The sequence below is a fragment of the Caulobacter sp. P4_E5 genome, from assembly GCF_056401555.1.
The window spans coordinates 65429-84790 of the sequence record NZ_JBFUJD010000010.1; the positions used below are offsets into that span (position 1 = coordinate 65429).

At 65.1% G+C, this 19362-nt stretch carries 22 protein-coding genes and 1 pseudogene; 12 read left to right on the forward strand and 11 right to left on the reverse strand.

Features of this window, described 5'->3' with window-relative positions:
• Positions 1 to 166 precede the first annotated feature (166 nt).
• Positions 167 to 703: a hypothetical protein gene (locus AC1DSO_RS05265; protein ID WP_310083210.1), complete on the reverse strand. Its 537-nt coding sequence runs from the start codon at positions 701 to 703 to the stop codon at positions 167 to 169.
• 102 nt (positions 704 to 805) lie between these two features.
• Positions 806 to 1186, reverse strand: a complete 381-nt coding sequence (locus AC1DSO_RS05270; RefSeq protein WP_477067847.1) for a hypothetical protein — start codon at positions 1184 to 1186, stop codon at positions 806 to 808.
• Between the two features lie 81 nt (positions 1187 to 1267).
• Here AC1DSO_RS05270 and AC1DSO_RS05275 point away from each other — a divergent pair, with 81 nt between their 5' ends.
• The 9 genes and pseudogenes from AC1DSO_RS05275 to AC1DSO_RS05315 all read left to right on the forward strand — a co-directional run bounded on the left by AC1DSO_RS05275 (position 1268) and on the right by AC1DSO_RS05315 (position 9755).
• The gene (locus AC1DSO_RS05275; protein WP_477067848.1) at positions 1268 to 2827 is read left to right on the forward strand and encodes a recombinase family protein; all 1560 of its coding nucleotides are present in this window, start codon (positions 1268 to 1270) and stop codon (positions 2825 to 2827) included.
• On the forward strand, positions 2824 to 3705 hold the full coding sequence (locus AC1DSO_RS05280; protein ID WP_477067849.1) for a plasmid partitioning protein RepB C-terminal domain-containing protein: 882 nt from the start codon (positions 2824 to 2826) through the stop codon (positions 3703 to 3705). Before AC1DSO_RS05275 ends, AC1DSO_RS05280 begins: the two co-directional genes overlap by 4 nt.
• Position 3706: 1 nt before the next feature.
• A complete protein-coding gene (locus tag AC1DSO_RS05285; protein ID WP_477067850.1) occupies positions 3707 to 4615 on the forward strand; it encodes a plasmid partitioning protein RepB C-terminal domain-containing protein in 909 nt (302 codons plus the stop codon).
• A 260-nt stretch (positions 4616 to 4875) separates the two neighbouring features.
• Positions 4876 to 6633: a hypothetical protein gene (locus AC1DSO_RS05290; RefSeq protein WP_477067851.1), complete on the forward strand. Its 1758-nt coding sequence runs from the start codon at positions 4876 to 4878 to the stop codon at positions 6631 to 6633.
• Positions 6634 to 6863: 230 nt separating this feature from the next.
• Positions 6864 to 7394 carry an antirestriction protein ArdA gene (locus tag AC1DSO_RS05295; RefSeq protein WP_477067852.1) on the forward strand — a complete coding sequence of 177 codons (531 nt, stop codon included), beginning with the start codon at positions 6864 to 6866 and terminating at the stop codon, positions 7392 to 7394.
• Positions 7395 to 7483: 89 nt separating this feature from the next.
• Positions 7484 to 7612 (forward strand): annotated as a pseudogene (locus AC1DSO_RS05300) (hypothetical protein); the annotation flags it as partial.
• A 102-nt stretch (positions 7613 to 7714) separates the two neighbouring features.
• Positions 7715 to 8404: a DedA family protein gene (locus tag AC1DSO_RS05305; protein ID WP_477067853.1), complete on the forward strand. Its 690-nt coding sequence runs from the start codon at positions 7715 to 7717 to the stop codon at positions 8402 to 8404.
• Between the two features lie 185 nt (positions 8405 to 8589).
• Entirely contained in the window at positions 8590 to 8790 is a 201-nt protein-coding gene (locus AC1DSO_RS05310; protein ID WP_028040524.1) for a hypothetical protein, read from the forward strand.
• 380 nt (positions 8791 to 9170) lie between these two features.
• On the forward strand, positions 9171 to 9755 hold the full coding sequence (locus AC1DSO_RS05315; protein ID WP_477067854.1) for a response regulator: 585 nt from the start codon (positions 9171 to 9173) through the stop codon (positions 9753 to 9755).
• A 32-nt stretch (positions 9756 to 9787) separates the two neighbouring features.
• Here AC1DSO_RS05315 and AC1DSO_RS05320 read toward each other — a convergent pair whose 3' ends face one another.
• From AC1DSO_RS05320 to AC1DSO_RS05345, 6 genes are all read right to left on the reverse strand, one after another.
• The gene (locus tag AC1DSO_RS05320) at positions 9788 to 9922 is read right to left on the reverse strand and encodes a hypothetical protein (RefSeq protein WP_477067855.1); all 135 of its coding nucleotides are present in this window, start codon (positions 9920 to 9922) and stop codon (positions 9788 to 9790) included.
• Positions 9915 to 11042, reverse strand: a complete 1128-nt coding sequence (gene dinB / locus AC1DSO_RS05325) for a DNA polymerase IV (protein WP_477067856.1) — start codon at positions 11040 to 11042, stop codon at positions 9915 to 9917. Before dinB ends, AC1DSO_RS05320 begins: the two co-directional genes overlap by 8 nt.
• Positions 11043 to 11242: 200 nt before the next feature.
• The gene (locus tag AC1DSO_RS05330) at positions 11243 to 11860 is read right to left on the reverse strand and encodes an exodeoxyribonuclease III (protein ID WP_477067857.1); all 618 of its coding nucleotides are present in this window, start codon (positions 11858 to 11860) and stop codon (positions 11243 to 11245) included.
• A 25-nt stretch (positions 11861 to 11885) separates the two neighbouring features.
• The gene (locus AC1DSO_RS05335) at positions 11886 to 12074 is read right to left on the reverse strand and encodes a hypothetical protein (RefSeq protein WP_310083234.1); all 189 of its coding nucleotides are present in this window, start codon (positions 12072 to 12074) and stop codon (positions 11886 to 11888) included.
• A 72-nt stretch (positions 12075 to 12146) separates the two neighbouring features.
• On the reverse strand, positions 12147 to 12743 hold the full coding sequence (locus AC1DSO_RS05340; protein WP_477067858.1) for an alpha-ketoglutarate-dependent dioxygenase AlkB: 597 nt from the start codon (positions 12741 to 12743) through the stop codon (positions 12147 to 12149).
• Entirely contained in the window at positions 12740 to 13069 is a 330-nt protein-coding gene (locus AC1DSO_RS05345; protein ID WP_477067859.1) for a hypothetical protein, read from the reverse strand. Before AC1DSO_RS05345 ends, AC1DSO_RS05340 begins: the two co-directional genes overlap by 4 nt.
• 134 nt (positions 13070 to 13203) lie before the next feature.
• On the opposite strand from AC1DSO_RS05345, the gene AC1DSO_RS05350 reads away from it, so the two are divergent.
• Together AC1DSO_RS05350 and AC1DSO_RS05355 are read left to right on the forward strand one after the other, a co-directional pair.
• Entirely contained in the window at positions 13204 to 14100 is an 897-nt protein-coding gene (locus tag AC1DSO_RS05350; RefSeq protein WP_477067860.1) for a 3'-5' exonuclease, read from the forward strand.
• 25 nt (positions 14101 to 14125) lie between these two features.
• Positions 14126 to 15133 (forward strand): glycosyl hydrolase, encoded by a 1008-nt coding sequence (locus tag AC1DSO_RS05355; protein ID WP_477067861.1) that lies wholly within the window; start codon positions 14126 to 14128, stop codon positions 15131 to 15133.
• 54 nt (positions 15134 to 15187) lie between these two features.
• Here the strand turns inward: AC1DSO_RS05355 and AC1DSO_RS05360 are convergent, their stop codons facing one another.
• Positions 15188 to 15604 carry a thermonuclease family protein gene (locus AC1DSO_RS05360; protein ID WP_477067862.1) on the reverse strand — a complete coding sequence of 139 codons (417 nt, stop codon included), beginning with the start codon at positions 15602 to 15604 and terminating at the stop codon, positions 15188 to 15190.
• 375 nt (positions 15605 to 15979) lie between these two features.
• Here AC1DSO_RS05360 and AC1DSO_RS05365 point away from each other — a divergent pair, with 375 nt between their 5' ends.
• The gene (locus AC1DSO_RS05365; protein ID WP_477067863.1) at positions 15980 to 17287 is read left to right on the forward strand and encodes a DUF418 domain-containing protein; all 1308 of its coding nucleotides are present in this window, start codon (positions 15980 to 15982) and stop codon (positions 17285 to 17287) included.
• A 240-nt stretch (positions 17288 to 17527) separates the two neighbouring features.
• On the opposite strand, the gene AC1DSO_RS05370 is transcribed toward AC1DSO_RS05365, so the two are convergent.
• Both AC1DSO_RS05370 and AC1DSO_RS05375 read right to left on the reverse strand, forming a co-directional pair.
• On the reverse strand, positions 17528 to 18346 hold the full coding sequence (locus AC1DSO_RS05370) for an alpha/beta fold hydrolase (RefSeq protein WP_477067864.1): 819 nt from the start codon (positions 18344 to 18346) through the stop codon (positions 17528 to 17530).
• Between the two features lie 201 nt (positions 18347 to 18547).
• Entirely contained in the window at positions 18548 to 19207 is a 660-nt protein-coding gene (locus tag AC1DSO_RS05375) for an AraC family transcriptional regulator (protein WP_477067865.1), read from the reverse strand.
• Positions 19208 to 19362 lie beyond the last annotated feature (155 nt).

A 19362-nucleotide genomic window follows, 5' to 3' on the forward strand; every position in this document is an offset into this window, starting at 1 on the left:
GTGAAGGTTATGACGCCCCGGAAGGGCGGGTAGGGCGGTCGGAGAGCGAAAAAAATGCCAGACAGTTTGGGGCTTGGCGCCTCGACCGCCTCGACGGGCAAGCGGCCCCGCCGGTTGGCATTCGAGCGGATGCGCCCGAACGAGCGTGACCGCTCCTTGGCCGCTGTTAGTCGGAGACTAACAAAGTCTGGGTCGGACAGAGGATCAGTTGCCGGCGACCGGATGGCGCAGCGACCGTGCAGCGGTCGCGATTGAGATGTTGGATGCCATCGGAGTCGACCAGGCTGATCCTGCGCTCGCTGATCGAGCGGATGCAGCTCCAGTGGTCGTATCGTCCCACCATTCCGAGGAGAACCGAACCTGCTTCGAACGTTTCGGCATGCGCCTGCACGCGAGTCCAATAGTCAGCCAAGCCTGCAGGCTGGGTGTTGAAAGCGCGCACGCTCTTCAGCCGTAGGCCGTAGTTTTCAGCGGTCCATTCATGAGCAGCGCGAACCATCTGCTGAAACGTCCGGATCCCGGTGCCCTGTGTGATCGCGTCAGCCAAGCGTCCGCCATCGGCCAGCACGACGCAAAGCTCGATGAAGAGATCGCGGCATCGAGTTCGACTGATACGAACACCGCGTCGATCCGCCATAGCTTTGGTGCTGTTGATCACGGCGTAAACGCCGCACAGACTATCGAGCGCGCCCTGTCGATACATGATGTCCCCCAAACATATTTGAAGCTTGGTTATAGGGCAGGCGACGTCCTGGCGTAGGGGTATCCGAGGTTCGAAGCGGGAGTGGGTGGAGCGCGGTGTAGCTCAGCTGTTTTGAAGGTCATCGATCATTTCCAGCATCTCGCGCAGTTTCTCGCGGGCGCCCGCGAGCTTGCGAGCGGTGATCAGGTCGTGGCGGCCAGCCAGGAAGAGGACGGTTTCCAGGACCTCTTCGGAGTGGCGAAGGAGCACGACCAGGTTCTCGCCGCTGGGGCCGTTGTTGGCGGCGAACCAGTTACGAACAGCGCGCGGGTTGGCCCGAGTCAGGCGCACCACGACCTTCACCGCCGCGGGACTTTGGCCGTACTCGCGCCGCAGCGCCTGGGCGATCGCCTCGACGAAATCCATGCGGTGCGGATCGGGGCTCGGCGGAAAAGTTTTTCCCGAATCTGACCGAAGTTTTCGGTCTTTCTGCGAACGCGACATTCCCACCATCCCCGACCTAGGGTCGTAGCCAGAGCCAAGGTGCTCCGGCTCGGTGACGATTGGCGTGGGGACTGAAGACAGATGGAAAGTGTAACCGGCGACGAAAAACCCGCCGGCGCGCCTGTGCGGGCGGCCCAGTACGTTCGGATGAGCACCGAGCACCAAAAATACTCGACCGAGAACCAGGCCGAGATCATTGCCCGGTACGCCGCGCGCAAAGGCTTCGAGATCGTCCAGACCTATGCTGACGAGGGCAAGAGCGGCCTGCGGCTGGATGGCCGCGATGCGCTCAAGCGCCTGATCGCCGACGTGAAGGCCGGCCGGGCCGACTTCCAGGCGATCCTTGTCTACGACGTCAGCCGCTGGGGCCGCTTCCAGGACGCCGACGAGAGCGCCTTCTACGAGTTCCAGTGCCGGGAGGCTGGCATCATCGTCCACTACTGCGCCGAGCAGTTCGAGAACGATGGCAGCCTTTCGGCCACCATCATTAAGAGCATGAAACGGGCGATGGCGGGCGAGTACAGCCGTGAGCTCTCCGCCAAGGTCTTCACCGGCCAGTGCCGGCTGATCACCTTGGGCTTTCGCCAGGGCGGGCCGGCCGGCTTTGGCCTTCGCCGCGTGCTGGTCGACGAGCATCGCCAGCCCAAGGGCGTTTTGAACCGCGGCGAGCAGAAGAGCCTGCAGACCGACCGTGTGGTCCTGGCGCCCGGACCGGCCGAAGAAATCGAGATCGTCCAGCGTATCTACCGGATGTTCGTGCTGCACCGGCGGTCCGAACGCGAGATCGCCATTCTGCTCAATGAGGAGGGCCTGGTGACGGACCTGGGCCGCGCCTGGACGCGCGGGGTCGTCCATCAGGTCCTGAGCAATGAGAAGTATGTCGGCAACAACGTCTACAATCGCGTCTCCTTCAAGCTGAAGAAGAAGCGGGTGGTCAATGAGCCCGACCACTGGGTGCGCGGCGACGGCGCCTTCGACGCCATCGTCGACCCTGACTTCTTCCTGGCCGCGCGGCGGATTATCGAGGAGCGCACGCGGCGGTTCACCAATGAGGAGTTGCTGGAGCGGCTCAACGGATTGCTGAGCGAGCGCGGCTGTCTCTCCGGGCTGATCATCGACGAGGTCGAGGACATGCCCTCAAGCTCGACCTACCGGCATCGGTTCGRCAGCCTTGTCCGGGCCTACGAACTGGTCGGTTACGCGATCCCTCGCGACTACCGCTATCTGGAGACTAACCGCGCCTTGCGGGCCCTGCACCCGAAGATCGTCGAACAGACGCTCGGGGCCATCCGCGGCCTGGGCGGCGCGGTGCGGGTCGATCCCGCCACCGACTTGATGACGATCAACGAGGAGTTCACCGCCTCGCTGGCGATCGCTCGCTGCGCGCCGACCCCGAGCGGTGGTCGCTGGAAGATCCGGCTCGACGCGGGTTTGCGGCCCGACATCACCATCGCCGCGCGCATGGGCGCCGACAACGCCACCGTGCGCGACTGGTATCTCCTGCCGTGGATCGATCTGGGCGAAGCCTCCAGGCTGAAGCTGGCCGAGGACAACGGCGTCTTCCTCGACGCCTACCGCTTCGATGACCTGGAGCCGTTCTTCGATCTGACGCGGCGCTTTCGCCTGCGGAGCGCGGCATGAACGAGCAGGACCAGCATATCCGCCGCGTGCCGATCGCGGCGATCACCGTTCTCAATCCGCGCTCGCGCAACAAGCGCATCTTCCAGGAACTGGTCTCCAGCATCGCCAATCTTGGCCTGAAGAAGCCGATCACGGTCAGTCCGCGCGAGGACGGCGGTTTTGACCTGATCTGCGGGCAGGGGCGGCTGGAGGCCTTCATGGCGCTGGGCGAAACCGACATTCCCGCCGTGGTCATGGAGGCCAGCGTCGAGGACTGCTTCGTCATGAGCCTGGTGGAGAACTTGGCGCGTCGCCAGCACAGTCCCATGGAACTGGTCCATGAGATCGGCGCCCTGAAGGAGCGCGGCTACTCGGTCAGCGAGATCGCCCGCAAGACCGACTTCAGCGCCGAATATATCTGGGCGATCGTCTTCCTGCTTGAGAACGGCGAAGTGCGCCTGATCAACGCCGTCGAGCGCGGCGTCATTCCCCACACCATCGCCATGGAGATCGCCAAGGCCGGCGACGCCGAAGTCCAGAGCGCCTTGGCCGACGCCTACGAGAACAAAGCCTTGCCGGGCAACCAAGTGGTGGCGATCCGCAGGATCATCGAGCAGCGCAAGACCAGCGGCAAGGCGGGCCATGGCGGCGGGCGCGGTCACGGGGCAGGGCGCGTTCGGGTCACCGCCGACGCCCTGGTGCGGGCCTATCGCAAGGAGACCGATCGCCAGAAGCTGTTGATCAAGAAGGCGTCACTCGCCCAGAGCCGCCTGCTGTTCGTGGTCAACGGTCTTCGCCGGCTTCTGGACGACGACCATTTCGTCACCCTGCTGCGGGCCGAGGCCATGCACACCTTGCCCAAGCCCTTGGCCGAGCGCCTCGGCGTGCACGAGGCCTGACATGGCTCCGGTTCGCGCCGCCTTCGAGCAGGACCTGGTCACGGTTCGGCTCGACGAAATCCTGCCCATGCGCAAAACGCCCGAGAAGGTCCTGACGTCGGTGAAGTTTCGGCGCATCGCCCAGTCGGTCGCCGAGGTCGGCGTCATCGAGCCGCTGGTCGTGGTGCGATCGCCGGGCGGCGGCCCCTACATGCTGCTCGATGGCCACGTGCGCCTGGCGATCCTCAAGGACTTAGGCGAGCGGGAAACCCGCTGCCTGATCTCCGACGACGATGAGGCCTTCACCTACAACAAGCGGGTCAATCGTCTCGCCACCATCCAGGAGCACTACATGATCGTTCGCGCCATCGAGCGCGGCGTTTCCGAAGAGAAGCTCGCCCGCGCCCTCAATGTCGACGCCAAGGCCATCCGCCGTCGGCGCAGCCTGTTGGAGGGCGTCACACCCGAAGTGGTCGAACTGCTGAAGGACCGCGCGGTCAATCCGGTGTCCTTCGACGCCCTGCGCAAGATGAAACCGATGCGCCAGATCGAAGTGGCCGAGCTGATGATCTCGGCCGGCAACTTCACCTCCGCCTATGCCAAGGCGCTGCTGGCGGCGACCCGCCAGGCCGATCTCCTCCATGCCAACAAGCCCAAGAAGGTCGGGGGCATGACCAGCGACCAGATGGCGCGCATGGAGCGGGAGATGGAGTCTCTGACCCAGGACTTCAAAGCGCTGGAGACATCGTACGGCGACGACGTCCTGCATCTGGTGATCGCGTCGGGCTACCTGTCTCGTCTGATCGGGAACAGTGAGATCGAGCGCTATTTGCGCGGGCGTCACTCGGAGATCCTGGACGAGTTTCGGGCGATCGTGGCGGCGGCGTCGCTCGATCGGGCGGTGACCTTGGGCGGAACTACTGAGGTTTGAGCTCGCGCGGCGCCTTCCAAAGAGACATCCCGATCAGGGTCGCAGTGCTAGTTCAGCGGCTTGGACTTGCGCCCATCCGTCCGCCAAATCCTGCAGCCTCCCAGACGACGAAGGTGTGGGTCGCGCTCGCCAGCCATTTGCGTCGTCGATCATAGCCCGCGCGCGGGCTTGGCGCAGGCGTCGGCTCCCGGCCGAAGACGATTGTGGCGGCCAGGAGGAGTAGCTAGCCTTGAGGTGGCCGATCGGCCGGGGGAAAAACCGTGGGGCAAGTGCTTTCAGACGCCAAGGAGGCGATCGAGACCTTTGTCGCCATCAGCGGCCTGGTCGGCGCATCCTATGCCTTCTTCACCAACGAGCAGTCCCGCGCTGACCATCATGTCGGGCTGACGGGGTTGCTCGAGAAGCTCACGCACGGCTCCTTTCTTAACCTCCTACGCGGCGGTGTGGGGCGAGCCCTAGGTATCGTTAGCTCGCTTTATGGTCCGCCAAAGTCATCCGAGAAAGGATGGGCGGCCCGCTACCTGACTCTGAACGCCTGGCGGGTGAGTGCTTGGATTTCGTCGGTCTATATATTTGTGTTCGCCCCGTTCATCGGGTTTTCCCTTTTGCTGATGAACCAACTGCGTGAGCCTTTGGGCAAAGCCAGTGTGGGCGCGTACCTCATTGCCTTTTCGAGCCTCGTGGCCGTTTTTCTCGTGCAGTTGCGGCTGTTTCGGACCGTGCGCGATGGAGGTGGGCGCAGATCTGCCGTCGCCGGAGTGTTCGGGTTCTCGGCGCAAACAGGTCATGTGACTTGTGCGGTCGTGGCCTTCTTCGCCTTCGGCGCTCTGACGCGTCTGCCTTCCGTCCAGGCTCAAGTGCAAGATCAGGGACCGCTTATGTGGGTCTGGTTCATTGCTTTCATGATTGGCTTACCAACGCTGCTTGTCGCGTGGGTGCTAAAAAATATCTCCATTTTTAATTTCTACGCACCGGTCGCGATGATCGCCGAGATCTTCGTTTCAGGCCTGGTGACCGGAGGGCTCTCCCTCGGCTTCGTCGCAGTCGTTTGCGTCATCCTGCGGCAAGATCTCGGCGTGCCGGCGATTCTTGGGGCCAAATGGCTTGGGTTGCTCATTTTGCTGGTGAGTGCAGGCGCCTGCGTACTTTTCATGATCATTCATGCCATGAGATTCAAGAGTATAGCCGGAAAACTCCAGTGGATCTCGTTCGCCTCGATGATTGTTGGCGCCGCACTTTGTCTTCCTTTTCTTTTATCTGCGAACGTGAGCAACAAAGGCAAGGAAGTAGTTGATCTGTTCGTATTTGTGTTCTCGATGGTTGCCCCGTACATCATCGCTCTTTACGGGGTCGTTTTTGCGAATTCATTTCCAGATTGGCTATCGGTGGCATTTTCGCGCTATCTCCTAGAAAAGGCCGCCAACTCGCAGAGTTTTCTAGTTTTTGTTCCATTGATATTTTTTGATCTTATTGTTGCGGTCTCCTGTATTGCGCTGTCATTCGTCGTTCTGTTGTTTAGCTCCTTCGTTATATTTAAAATATTTGACCTTCTGGCCGTTGTTGGGCAACGCGATCAGATGGCTCTCGAATATCGCGCTTGGGGGATGGCGTTCTTTGGCGGACCACGCGAATTGCTGATGGTCGCGCGAGACGTTGTGGCTGGCCGTCCAGGCGTGGCTGTGGAGACGATTGGCGGCATCATGCGCGGCACAACGCTGGAAGCCTCAGGCGCTAGAGCCGTGGTCATTGCATCGTCCGTGGGTTTGCCGGCGCTCATTCCCACCGCGATAAATTTTCTAGTCCTCACGACACTCACGGCCGGGCGGCTGTTTGGTCTGACCGTGTTGCCTGGAGTTAACAGGGTGCATCGAATGCTCTTCGTGCCCGACGGCGCCGCTCCGCGGGACGTTGACGAGGCCAGAAGGAAGTCCAGCATCGTGATCGTCTTTCTCGTGGTGGTCGCTTTGATTACCGTGCTGAAGCTCGCTGACTGGGCTCTTAAAACCGGCGCCGCCTAGGTCGTCGTTGGGTCTTCGCGTCAGCGATTTCGAGCTTGGCCGAGAGCCGTCCCATTGCAGAGGTCCGGATGGCTTGGGGCGCCGCCCCCGGCGCGCTTCGGATCGCCTTCCGCCCAGCTTCGGGCTTTGCCCTGCAGCCGGGTCCCCGCGAAGCCGCCCCTCCGCTTGCACCCCCGGTCTCGCCGACGGGCAAGGGTTCATGCTGAACCCCTGCTTGAAGGATGAGGAAGATGGGACAAGCCGCTGAAAAGCTGGAGCCTCGCATCTATGTCGCCTGCCTGGCGGCCTATAACAGCGGCCGGCTCCATGGCGCCTGGATCGCCGTGGAGGATGACGCCAAGGCCGTGCGCGAGGCGGTGGCCGCCATGCTGGCCGCCTCGCCGGTGGCGGGGGCCGAGGAATACGCCATTCACGATCATGAGGACTTCGGCGGCGTCGAGGTCCGCGAATATGCCGATCTCGACCACCTCGTCGAGATCGCCGGCTTCCTGCGCGAGCGCGGCCATCTGGGCGCCTTGGTGCTCGAGCATTTCAGCGGCGATCTGGAGGCGGCGACGAGCGCCTTGGACGAGCAATATCGCGGGCTGTTCTCCAGCCTCGCCGACAGCTTTCAGGAGCTGACGGAGGAGACCACGGTCATTCCGGACGCCTTGCGCCTCTATATTGATTGGGAGGCCATGGCCCGTGACGCCCGGTTGGGCGGCGAGGTGTTCACGGTCGAGACCGGCCATGACGAGGTGCATGTGTTCTGGGCGCGCTAGGAGGGCTGCTTGCCGCTTCAGTCTCGGCGGGAGGGACGAACCGTCTGAAGGTGACCGAGTAGGGTAAGGGCGTTGACGCCGAGACCGGAACCAAGGTCGTCGAGCCGGTCACGCTGATCGCGTCGGTGCCGGCCAGGTTCATGGAGACCGGTCGGGGTTTCACCCGGAGCCGCAAGAATCCGCTCAGGGCGGCGTTTCTGGCGCCGCTTGATTGCTGATGCGGATCGGCCACAGCGGCCGTTTTTAGCGCGCGATGATACCGATCGGTCTCGCAACCGCGTCGCGGCTTCCCATGTTGGTTTGGTCCAAGGAAGTCCGCCATGCATTTCGATCTCGCCCCGCTGTCCGCCCTGATCTCCGACCACCGTGCGTGGGCGGGCCTGGTGCTCGGCCTGGCCACCTTCCTGGAGTCGCTGGTGCTGATCGGCGCCTTCGTGCCGGCCACCGCCCTGATGCTGCTGGCCGGCGGCCTGATCGCCACCGGCGCCCTGGACCCGGTGTCGGTGGTGTTGTGGTCGGTCGCCGGCGCGGCGCTCGGCGACGCGGTCTCCTATGGCCTGGGCCGGCGCCTGGGCGGCGGGGTCCTGGCCCTGCCGTTCCTGCGTCCACACCGCCGCACGATCGCCCGCACGCGCCTGTTCTCGCGCCGCTATGGCGTCGCTTCGATCTTCCTGGGCCGGTTCTTCGGGCCGCTGCGCGCCTTCGTGCCGGTAATGGCCGGCATGGCGCGGATGAAGGCTCACAGCTTTCAGGTCGCCAATGTCGCCTCGGCCTTCGTCTGGGTCGGCGCCCTGGTCTCGCCGGGCTATCTGGCCGGCAAGGGCCTGTCGGTCCTGCCAAGCCTGGATATCGGCCAGGTCGGTCTGGCGGTCGCGGCTCTGGCCGTGGTCGCGGGCGGGGTGGTGCTGATGCGCCGCAAGCCGGCCCCGATCACCGCGTCCGTGGCGCGCCCCGTGGCGCAGGGGTCGGCGATCGCCGCCTTCGAGCCGATGGACCGCTGCGCGGCCTAGAGGGTCGCGCCGCCTCAAACTCAGGCTGGTCGCGGCGGCGCTGTCCGGTAGCCGGGTCGCGAATATTTCCAGGGCGTCCGCCCGGGCGATCGCAGATGGGCACGGCGGCGGTGCGGCGCCATCAAAGCGTCACCGATCCTTAGTCAGGCTTGGCCGTCGGATTCCCCGACCGGAGAGACTGATCGATGCGCCGCACCCTGGCCCTGGCCGCCGCCGCCCTGCTGACCCTGGCTGTTTCCAGCCCGTCCTTCGCCGCCCAATGCCGCGACGCCAAAGGCAAGTTCATCAAATGCCCGGCCGCCAGCGCCCCGGCCAAGCCGACCAAGTGCAAGGACGCCAAGGGCAAGTTCGCCAAGTGCGGGACGCCGGGCGCCAAGCCGGCCTAAGACGCATCGAGGGCGTTTCTGGCGATCGCGGTTTCGGTCGCCAGGCTCGCGCCGGCTTTGGCCTGGGTCGGTGAAAGAAAGTGCGCGGACGTTCGAGTTGGTGGTGTCGCGCCAGAGGGGTCGAGTTGTTRAAAGACCGGCCGGTCAGTCCCGTGACCGTCGAGGCGCCAAGCAGGGTGAAGGCCACGCGCCAGATTGGGGTGGTTATGGCGCGGGTGTGTCGGATCCATGGCGATTATTTCGAGAATACCTGAAAGTATTCTCGGTAACGTTGTTTAAATTAAGACCTCTAAAATCAACGGCATGGCGAATATATTTTCGCGAGTTTGGATACTCGATCAATTCCAGGGGTTGTGTAATCTCACAAGGGATTGCGAAAGATGCGCGTCCATCAAATTCTTTTCGTTGAAGACGACCTTATTCTGAGCCTGTCGGCCTGCGAGTTCCTTCGCGACCAAGGCGTCCGGGTCATTGAAGCCAGCGACGCCGTCTCGGCGATGACCATTCTGGACAAGCACGGCTACCTTTCCGGCCTGGTGAGCGACATTGATCTGGGCGTTGGCGAGGATGGCTTTGATGTCGCCCGCCGAGCGCGCGCCGCCTATCCGGGGCTTCCCGTCGTGTTCGTTTCAGGAGCGGCCGGTGCGCGGCACAAGGCCGAAGGCGTGGAAGACTCCATTTTCATAGACAAACCCTATCACCCCCGGCAGATCGTCGAGGCGATTGCCGCGCTGTCGGTCGGGGGCCAGGCGCAAAGGCGCGCTCTTGCGACCACCACCCTGGGAAATGGGATGTTGTCCTCGGCGGAGTGCACGGATCGCGCCATCGCGTTCGAGCGCCGATCCTCCGCCTGCAACGATGAAAAGATAGGCGAAGCGTTGGCGAACTTGGGTCGAGGCTGGCGGCACGTCGCTACGCTGGCCGCGTGGCAAGACGCGTTCGCGCTTCGACAACTGGAGGTCTGATCAGGATCGTTCATGTCCCCAAACCGGGGCGGCTAGCGGAAGAGAACCGTCAACACCGCGAACGCGCCGGCCAGGGCCAGGAATACGATGGCGCCGATCCACCCCGCGGGCGTGAGGAGGCGGGCGGTGGGGCGACGGCGGGGCGGCATGGCCTGGATCCTAAGCATGGTGGGCGATCCGCGCCGTCGGCTGGGCGACCAAGGCGGCGTCGAGGCCAAGGCCCAGCTGTTCGTCCTTTAGGGCGATGGCCTGGTCGAAGTTCGACAGGGTGACCCCGACCAGGCGGATGCCCAGGCGCGGCGGATAGACCGAGCGGATCAGATCCAGGCTGGTTTGGCGCAGGGTCTCCTGGTCGGTGATCGGCGCGGGCAGGGAGCGGCTGCGCGTGGCCTGCTGAAAGTCGGCCCACTTGATCTTGACGGTGACGGTGCGGGCCCGGGCGCTCGTCTTTTCGCACCAGGCCCAGACGTCGTCGGCCATGGCCAGGACGCCGGCCTCGATCAGTTCGGGCGCGGTTTGGTCCTGGTCGAAGGTGGTCTCCGAGCCGGACGACTTGCGTACCCGGTCCGGATTGACCGGCCGGTGGTCCTGCCCGCGGGCGATGGCGTAGTACCAGGGTCCCGACTTGCCGAAATGGTGCTGCAGGAAGGCCAGGCTCTGGCGATGCAGGTCCTCGCCGGTATGGATGCCCAGCCGCTTCATCTTGGTCTCGGTGACCGCGCCCACCCCATGGAAGCGGCCGATCGGCAAGGATTGGACGAAGGCCTCGCCCTTGCCGGGCGGGACCACGAACTGGCCGTTGGGCTTTCTCTGGTCCGACGCCAGCTTGGCCAGGAACTTGTTGTAGGACACTCCAGCCGAGGCGGTCAGGCCGGTGGTCTCCAGGATGCGGGCGCGGATTTCCTTGGCTGTGTCCGAAGCCGTCTCCAGGCCGCGCCGGTTGGCGGTGACGTCGAGATAGGCCTCGTCCAGGGACAGGGGTTCGATCAGGTCGGTGTAGTCGGCGAAGATCGCGTGGATCTGGCGCGAGACGGCCTTGTAGACCTCGAAGCGCGGCGGCACGAACACCAGCTGCGGGCACTTGGCGAGGGCCGTGGTCGAGGGCATGGCCGAGCGGACGCCGAACTGGCGAGCCTCGTAGCTGGCGGCGGCGACCACGCCGCGCCGGGCCCCGTGCCCGACCGCCAGCGGCCGGCCGCGAAGGCTGGGATCATCGCGCTGTTCGACCGACGCAAAGAAGGCGTCCATGTCGATATGGATGATCTTGCGAATCCCGGGCTCGCCCATGGTCGCAGTCTAGCGGATTTGGAACCAAAGGGGAACATGTGCAGCTAGTCGGTCAGCCGGATCCAGGTCGGCGCGTGGTCGCTGGCCTCTTGCTCGCCGCGCGCCCAGCGGTCGACGCCGGCCTCGACCAGGCGATCGGCAAGATCCGGCGTCAGCAGCAGGTGGTCCAGCCGCAGGCCCTTGTCGCTCGACCAGCGGTTTCAGAGATAGGCCCAGAAGGTCCAAAGCGGGCCGGTCGGATGGAGCTGGCGCAGGGCGTCGCTCCAGCCTTGATCCAGTAGGCGCTGGTAGGCGGCTCGCACCTCCGGCTGCAGCAGCGCGTCGTCGGCCCACGAGTGCGGCTGATAGATGTCGGCCTCGGTGGGGACGACATTGTAGTCGCCGGCCAGCACCACCGGCGCGCCGCTGGATCGCAGGTCTTCAGCGTGGGCGATCAGGCGCTCGAACCAGGCCAGCTTATAGTCGAACTTGGGGCCCGGCCGAGGATTGCCGTTGGGCAGGTAGAGGCTGGCCACCAGCACGCCGTTGACCGCCGCCTCGATGTAGCGGGCTTGGATGTCGGCCGGATCGCCGGGCAGGGCGGTGCGAGTGACGATCGGCTCGGCCTCGCGCGCCAGGATCGCGACCCCGTTCCAGCTGCGCTGGCCTTTCCAGACGGCGTTGTAGCCCAGCTGGGCCAGGGGCGCGGCCGGAAAGGCGCCTTGCTCGGCCTTCAGTTCCTGGAGACAAACGACGTCCGGCTCGGCCTCGGCCAGCCAGTCGATCAGGTTGTCCAGGCGCTTGACGACGTTGTTGATGTTGAAGGTGGCGATCTTCACCGGGCATCGCCGACCTTGGTGGGCCTCAAGCCTCGATCGGTTGGAAGCTGCCCGGGTCCAGGCCTTCCGGCACGCCGCGGACATAGAGGCCTTCGGCGTGATGGCGCTCGAAATCCTCGACCTCGTAGACCTGGCCGCTGTAGACGCCCAGATGGGGCAGGTTGACGCCGGTGCGCAGCACCTGGTCGCCTTGCTGGTAGGTTCGTTCGATCATGCTGGGTCCTCCGTCCCCGGCCCCAACGCTGTCGCGCCGTTTGGGGTTTCGCCAGGCGCCAACACGTATCCGTCAGTAGCTTGCCCTTGGAGTGCGCACGGTCCGGAACGTCACCGAATAACGCAGCGCTGCGACCGGCGGGATGCTGTGCTGCCAGTCGCTGCGGGCCGGCCCGCTCATCAGATAGGCCGAGCGGGGCTGGGCCTGGATCGTGGCCCGGTCCCAGGTCTCTCCGGCCCTGCGCCGCAGGCGAAAGCTGCAGGGCGAGACCAGCGAGACGCCGGCGATGGCCACGGCCGGCGGCCGGTCACGATGCCAGCCGATGCCGGCGCCGGGGGCGTACTCGGTGACCAGGGCGTGGCGGAAGCTTTCACGGGCCAGGCCAGTGAAGGCGGCGACCTTGCCCAGCAGCGAGCTCAGAAAGTCGGGGATCGGTTCGCCGGTCTCGATCATCTGGCCGCTGTCGTCCCGCTGCCAGCCGAAGCTGGCGACCCGGCGATTGCCCAGATAGCCGAGGTGCTCGTAAGACTTGAAGTCCAGGCCCTCGAACCGGCGCACCAGATCGCGCTCCTCGGCCGGGCCGATCAGGTCGGGCTGGTAGGCGAAGCCCTGCGGCATGGGCCGGCGCGGCGCCGGCGGCAGGTCAAARAGGCTTGGCTGGACGCTCATCGCCGCGCCTCGCCGTCTCGTTCGGAGGCCGCGGGCGGATCGACTTGGCGCACGGCGCGCCAATACGACCACGGGACGCCGGCCGTCAGCGCCATCTCGAACCAGGCCTCGTCGCCATCGAAGTCGGGGACGTGTYCGGGCGAGACGAAGGTCACGCGGCTGCGCGAGGCGCGGTGGCCGCCGGGAAAGGTGAAGCAGAGGGTGCGGCTGGTTGGATCGCCGGTGCGTTCGCGCTGGCGGGTCAGTTTCTCGATGCTCTTGCGCCAGACACGGGGCGGCTGGTCGGCGGGCGCGGCGAGGCGCCCGCGACGCGGGGGAGGGGGCATGGCGGATGTCCAGGTTGTTCTTTAATTGTTCTCATGGACGGACGAGAGTCAATCGACCGGAACGCGAAATGGGGATTGGTCCGTCGCGGCCCTCGGCTGGCCCGGGAATCGCTCGTGGTGCTATGCCAAGAACCATGACCGAGCAGGCTCTGGATCTGGAAGCGATGGCCGCTGCGCTGCGGGCGAGCGGCGAGTACCGCGTGCTGCGCCGGCTCTCGCCGCGGCCGCCGGTGGCGATCCCCGACGGCGTCGTCGTCCGCACGGGCCTGTTCGTCGATGTCGAGACCACGGGCCTGGACTGGCGCCAGGACGAGATCATCGAACTGGCCATGGTCCCGTTCCGCTATGGGATGGACGGGCGGATCTACGAGATCGGCGAGGCCTTCCACGGGTTTCGCCAGCCAGAACGGCCGATTCCGCCGGAGATCACCGCCCTGACTGGCATCAATGACGCCATGGTCGCCGGCCAAACCCTCGACCTGGACGCCGTGACGGCCGCGGCGGCGCCGGCCGCCCTGGTCATCGCCCACAACGCCGCCTTCGACCGCCGCTTCCTCGAGCGCTTCTGCGAGGTGTTCCGCACCAAGCCTTGGGCCTGCTCGATGAGCCAGGTCGACTGGGCCGCCGAGGGGCACGAGGGCGTAAAGCTGGCCTGGCTCGCCGCCGGGGCCGGGTTCTTCTACGACCGTCACCGGGCGGTCAATGACTGCGCCGCGGCCATCGAGCTGCTGGCGACCGACCTGCCCAAGAGCGGGGTTCCGGCCCTGGCCGCCCTGCTGGAGCGGGCGCGCCTTCCGACCTGGCGGATCTGGGCCGAGAACTCGCCGTTCGCCATGAAGGACAGGCTCAAGGCCCGTGGCTATCGCTGGAACGGCGACGACGCGGTGCCCTCGCGCTGCTGGTATGTCGACGTCGCCGAGGCCGACAAGGACGCCGAGCTTTTGTTCCTGCGCCAGGAAATCTACGGCGGCGAGATCGACCTGCTGGCCCGGCGCATCGACGCCTATGACCGGTTCTCCGAGCGTGGCTAGGGGCCAGGGACAAGATGGGAACGGCATGAGGGTTTCCAGGCGCTCGACCCTGGCCACGGGCCTGGCGCTGGCGACGGTTGGTGGGGCAGGCGAGGCGGCGTCCTCACGCCGCCTGAGCAATCCTCGGCCTTCGGCGCAGGCCCGCGCCCTCTACGACTTTCTCTGGAGCCTCTACGGCCGCAAGACACTGACCGGCCAGCAGGAGCTGGGCGTGGCCCGCGCCGGTCCCCGGGGCGAGCTGGATTACCTGGCGCGGGTGACCGGCCGCCAGCCGGCCATCCTCGGCCTCGACTACATGGATCCGCGCGACAACGCCGCGGTCAACGAGCGGGCCACGGCTTGGCATCGCTCGGGCGGGATCGTCACCCTGTGCTGGCACTGGGGGGCGCCGGACGTCGGGACGGGGTACGAGAACTCCAAGAAGGACTTCGACTTGGTCGCCGCCTTGAAGCCGGGGACGCCGCAGAACTGGGCTTTGCATCGCGACCTGGACGCGATCGCCGACCTCCTGACCGTGTTGCGCGACCGACGCGTGCCGGTGCTCTGGCGGCCGCTGCACGAGTTCAGCGGCGACTGGTTCTGGTGGGGCAAGCACGGTCCGCAGGCCTTCAAGGCGCTATGGGCGCTGATGTACGACGAGTTCACCCGCCGCCGGGGCCTGGACAACCTGATCTGGGTGCTGGGCTGGGYCGGCCAGAACGTCGATCCGGCTTGGTATCCGGGCCGCGAGCGCGTCGATGTCGCCGGCGCCGACATCTATGTCGAGGATCACGGGGCGCTCGGGCCGATGTTCGGGGCGGTCAAGGCGATCGTCGGCGACAGCGTGCCGATCTGCCTGCATGAGAACGGGCCCATTCCCGATCCGGCCTTGCTTGGACCGCAGGCCGACTGGCTGTGGTTCATGACCTGGCACACGCGCTGGCTGATGGATCCTGGCCAGAACGATCCGGCGCGCTTGAAGGCCTATTATGGTTCGCAGCGGTACGTGACCAAGGACGAGCTGCTGGCCGCGGGTCTGCCCAAGCCCGGCTGAGGCGTCGCCCGGGGGGCCGTCCCGTCCTCGAAGGCGCGGTTCGGGCTTACGCCTCTATGGCTTGGCCAAGGCCGCGCCGTCGGCCCATTGCCCGCGACCGGCCGCCTTGGCGTCCGCTTCAGCCTTGGCGTAGGCGCCCTTGCTGTAGCGACGATACTCGGTGGTGAGCCCCGAGCGGATGAGCGCGGCGTTGACGTCCGGACTGGCGCTGGACCAGCACTTGCCGACGAACCGGCCATAGCGGTCGCGCGCGACGAACCGACAGGCCACGCGGCCACGGGTCAGGCGGATCAACTCATTCCGGGCCTCATAGGCGAAGGGCTCGGCTGGGGTCTGGCCGCGTCGCACCTCGGGCGCGTCGACGCCGAAGAGCCGCACCCGCTCGGAACCGCAGCGCAGGGTGTCGCCATCGTGAACGCTCGGCGCGGTGCAGGCGATGAGGGCGGCGGCGAGGGCGGCGGGAACGGGCATGGAGCGGCTCTAATCCGCTTCGGCCCGCGGAGGTAAGCGCGGAATTCGCAGGTTGAGGGCCGTCGCTAGTCCGAGGATCTGTGTCTCACCACACACCTTGGCGCACTTTGGACAAGCCCGGGCGCAGGCGTTCGATTTGTCCAAGCCACACGGAGCAAGTCTCGGTGCTGCCTGCCATTTCACGACATTTTACCAACGTTGCCGGACCGACCGCGCTAGCCAGCGCCGCCTATCCGCCAGCTGATTTCCGACGTCGTCGGCCTGCTGGCGGTCAACGCGCCACGAGCTCGTCGCGCGAACCGGAGTATTATGGTGCAGTACACATCACATGAGATCACGACAGACCTAGAAGCGGGCGGGGCGCCGAGCGCCGCCGTGGACGGGCCGGTCGCGCCGACCCAGCGCATCGCCGCGCTCGACGTCCTGCGCGGCTTCGCCCTGCTGGGCATCCTGGTCTTGAACATCGAGAGCTTCAGCGGCCCTGCCGCCCTTCACGACGTGCCCCTTGGCGTGGCCAAGCCCGCCTTCGTCGGCTGGCACGCGACGCTGGACCTCGTGATCTTCGCGATCAAGTGGCTGTTCTTCGAAGGCAAGATGCGCACGCTGTTCTCGATCCTCTATGGCGCGGGCATCGTTCTAATCACCAGCCGCATCGAGGCGCGCGGTCCCTCCGCCAAAGCCGCCGACATCTTCTGTCGTCGCAACATGTGGCTGCTGCTGTTTGGTATCGTGCACGGGACGTTGATCTGGCAGGGCGATATCCTCTCGCAGTACGCCCTAGTGGCCTTGCTGGTGATGTTTCCGCTCCGCCACGTGGCGGCCAAGCGCCTGATCGTGGTGGGGCTCGTCATCGGGGTGCTGGGAGGTACCTTGGGCGTCGTGCGGGCCATGGACGTCCCGCAGGTTCTGAGCGCCGAACGTCTGCGCGCCGAGGGCGCGGTCGCGCTCGCCGAGGGCTATGCGCCGTCGCGGGCGCAAAAGGCGGCCATCGAAGACGAGGCCAAGGCCAAGGCGGCCGAACCTGCAGGTATTCAGCGGAGCATCGCGCAGGGTCGCCAGCCTTACCTGGATAGCCTCCCGTCGCGAGCTTCGGGCTATTTCGATTTCGTCGTCATGCTGTTCCGCTCGGGTTGGATCCTCGAAGTCACCGGCAGCATGTCGCTGGGCATGGGGCTGTTCAAGTCCGGCTTCCTGACCGGGGCGCGGTCTCGGGCGACCTACCTGACGACGGCGTTGGTGGGCTATGGCGTCGCCGCGCCGATCGTGCTGACCGGGGTGGCGATGGTCGTCGCCAAGGGCTTCACCGTGGCTTCGGTGACCCGCTGGATCTATCAGCCCTACGCCGTGGAGATCTTCGCTGGCGCGATCGCCAACGCTTCGGTCGTCCTGCTGGTCGTCAAGAGCGGGTGGCTCAGGGGCATGACGGCGGCTCTGGCCAATGTCGGACGCACGGCGTTCAGCAACTACATCCTGACGAGCCTGCTTTGTCAGGTCTTGTTCGCCTGGGGGCCTTGGAAGCTCTATGGGGCGCTCGACTACTATCAGCAGATTTACGCCATCCTGGGCGTCTGGGCGGTGAATCTCGTGGTCAGCGCCTTGTGGCTGCGCGCCTTCACCTATGGCCCGCTAGAATGGATGTGGCGCTCGCTCGTCTATTGGCGCCGGCAGCCGATGCGCCGGTGATACTCTTCGGCTTGGTCTTGGGCCCGAAAAGCCAGCCCAGGACCAAGCCGTCGGATAGCCGCCGGCGTGAGCTCGACGGGGTCAGGCCCATCGGGAGCCTCGGCATTTTCACTGCGATTTACCGGCATCGAGGAAAGTTTGAGCTTCATGTTCGTCCTTCGTCACTAAGACGAAACCCGAACCCTCCTCAATTTACGCGCCCCGGTCTTCACCATAGGCGATGACCGGGGAGAGATGTCATCAAGACCTGATGAACGAGAGCAGGTCGGCGTTCAGGACATCCGCATGCGTGGTCAGCATGCCATGCGGGTAGCCGGGATAGGTCTTCAGCGACCCGTTCTTGAGCACGTCGACCGCACGCGGCACGGAACTGGCGAACGGGACGACTTGGTCAGCCTCGCCATGCATCACCAGCACCGGCACGGTGATCTTCTTGAGGTCTTCGGTATAATCCTCAAGCCAAGAGGCGACAGTCGCGTAGTGAGCAAGCGCGCCGCCGGCCATGCCTTGGCGCCACCAGTTTGCGATGATCGCCTCCGAAGGCTTGGCCCCATCGAGGTTGTAGCCGTAGAACGGATTTTCCGGGACGAAACGGAAGAATTCCGCACGGTTGGCCAGCATCCCCGCGCGAATGGTTTCGAACCACTCCGGCGGCTGACCGGACGGGTTGTCCTGGCTCTTGTACATGTTCGGCGTCAAGGAGGCGACGAGCACGGCCTTGGCGACGCGCTCGGGGTAGCGAGCGACATAGCGAGCCACCTCACCGCCACCTGTCGAATGCCCGATATGGATCGCGTCGCGCAGGTCGAGGTGTTCGGTCAGGGCCGCCAGGTCGGCAACCCAGTGCTCCATGTCGTTGCCGGCGCTGGGCTGGTCGGACCGGCCGTGGCCGCGCCGGTCGTGGGCGATCACCCGATACCCATGATTGAGGAAGAACATCATCTGGGCATCCCAGTCGTCCGCCGTCAGCGGCCAACCGTGGCTGAAAACGATCGGCTGACCTGATCCCCAATCCTTGTAGAAGATGTTTACGCCGTCTTTTGTAGTGATCGTGGACATCGAAAGGCTCCATATAGGCTTTTAGGCATCAGCCGGTTGAAAAGATTCATGCGTTGACCTGAGAGGTCTTTCGCTCCGACGAGCCTTGCCGTGGCAACACCCGCTCGGTGATGCGGAAGCGTTATCCTCCGAACTGGCCCGGCAGTATTCGCCGTTCCTGCGCATTTTCGTGCGTTTCCTGCTGAATGAGAAAAGCCACCCTCAATCGCGCTGCTCGGTCCGGAACTGACGCGGCGTCATTCCCGTATGCCGGCGAAAGAGGCGATTGAAGTTGCCCTGCGAACCGAACCCCGCCTCGAGCGCAACCTCGCTCATTGACGCGCGGCCCCGTGCCAAGCGGACCTGAGCATCCCGGATGCGCCGCTCGGTGACATATCTGTGCGGCGAGAGGCCCGTCGCCTTCTTGAACAGACGACAGAAATGATACTCGCTGAGACAGGCCTGCTCGGCCAATTCCGCCAGTGCTAGCGGTTCGGCAAAGTGGCTCTCGATGTAGTTCATCACCCGCGCGAGCCTTCGGGGATCAAGGTCCGGTTCGGCGCCGTGACGCTGCCATCGGTCATATCCGTACTTGGACAGCAGATGGGCGACGAGCATCGAGCGTGCGCCATCGACGAAAAGCCTATCTGTAACCTCTGCTGGACGCGACACGATCGCCCGCAACGCGAGCGCGATTTGCACCAACAGCGGGTCCCTTATCCCACCGGCAAAGGCCAGGCGGGTCCTGGCTGGATCGAGATCGAAGTCTGCCTCCGCGCTGAGATCGAATGCCGCCGGCGCCAGGTACATGTGCAGGAACTCGACCGGCGCCTTGATCTGCGACACCGTCTCCTGAAGCCCGATGGGATCGATCGACGCCATCCCTTGTTCGATGAACCCCCGACGGAGCACCCCGTTTGCTTCCCGTTCGAACGGGGCGCGACCTGCCAAAGCAACTGTAGCGACAACACATTGCATCGAGGCGGGCTTCAACGAACCGGGGTCGATCCGTCGATGTTCGACCCGCAGATCGCCCC

Coding starts and splice junctions, on each gene's coding strand:
- AC1DSO_RS05265 (WP_310083210.1), bottom strand. CDS start 703: ATGTATCGACAGGGCGCGCTCGATAGTCTGTGCGGCGTTTACGCCGTG.
- AC1DSO_RS05270 (WP_477067847.1), bottom strand. CDS start 1,186: ATGTCGCGTTCGCAGAAAGACCGAAAACTTCGGTCAGATTCGGGAAAA.
- AC1DSO_RS05280 (WP_477067849.1), top strand. CDS start 2,824: ATGAACGAGCAGGACCAGCATATCCGCCGCGTGCCGATCGCGGCGATC.
- AC1DSO_RS05285 (WP_477067850.1), top strand. CDS start 3,707: ATGGCTCCGGTTCGCGCCGCCTTCGAGCAGGACCTGGTCACGGTTCGG.
- AC1DSO_RS05295 (WP_477067852.1), top strand. CDS start 6,864: ATGGGACAAGCCGCTGAAAAGCTGGAGCCTCGCATCTATGTCGCCTGC.
- AC1DSO_RS05305 (WP_477067853.1), top strand. CDS start 7,715: ATGCATTTCGATCTCGCCCCGCTGTCCGCCCTGATCTCCGACCACCGT.
- AC1DSO_RS05310 (WP_028040524.1), top strand. CDS start 8,590: ATGCGCCGCACCCTGGCCCTGGCCGCCGCCGCCCTGCTGACCCTGGCT.
- AC1DSO_RS05315 (WP_477067854.1), top strand. CDS start 9,171: ATGCGCGTCCATCAAATTCTTTTCGTTGAAGACGACCTTATTCTGAGC.
- AC1DSO_RS05320 (WP_477067855.1), bottom strand. CDS start 9,922: ATGCTTAGGATCCAGGCCATGCCGCCCCGCCGTCGCCCCACCGCCCGC.
- dinB (WP_477067856.1), bottom strand. CDS start 11,042: ATGGGCGAGCCCGGGATTCGCAAGATCATCCATATCGACATGGACGCC.
- AC1DSO_RS05335 (WP_310083234.1), bottom strand. CDS start 12,074: ATGATCGAACGAACCTACCAGCAAGGCGACCAGGTGCTGCGCACCGGC.
- AC1DSO_RS05350 (WP_477067860.1), top strand. CDS start 13,204: ATGACCGAGCAGGCTCTGGATCTGGAAGCGATGGCCGCTGCGCTGCGG.
- AC1DSO_RS05360 (WP_477067862.1), bottom strand. CDS start 15,604: ATGCCCGTTCCCGCCGCCCTCGCCGCCGCCCTCATCGCCTGCACCGCG.
- AC1DSO_RS05370 (WP_477067864.1), bottom strand. CDS start 18,346: ATGTCCACGATCACTACAAAAGACGGCGTAAACATCTTCTACAAGGAT.
- AC1DSO_RS05375 (WP_477067865.1), bottom strand. CDS start 19,207: ATGGCGTCGATCGATCCCATCGGGCTTCAGGAGACGGTGTCGCAGATC.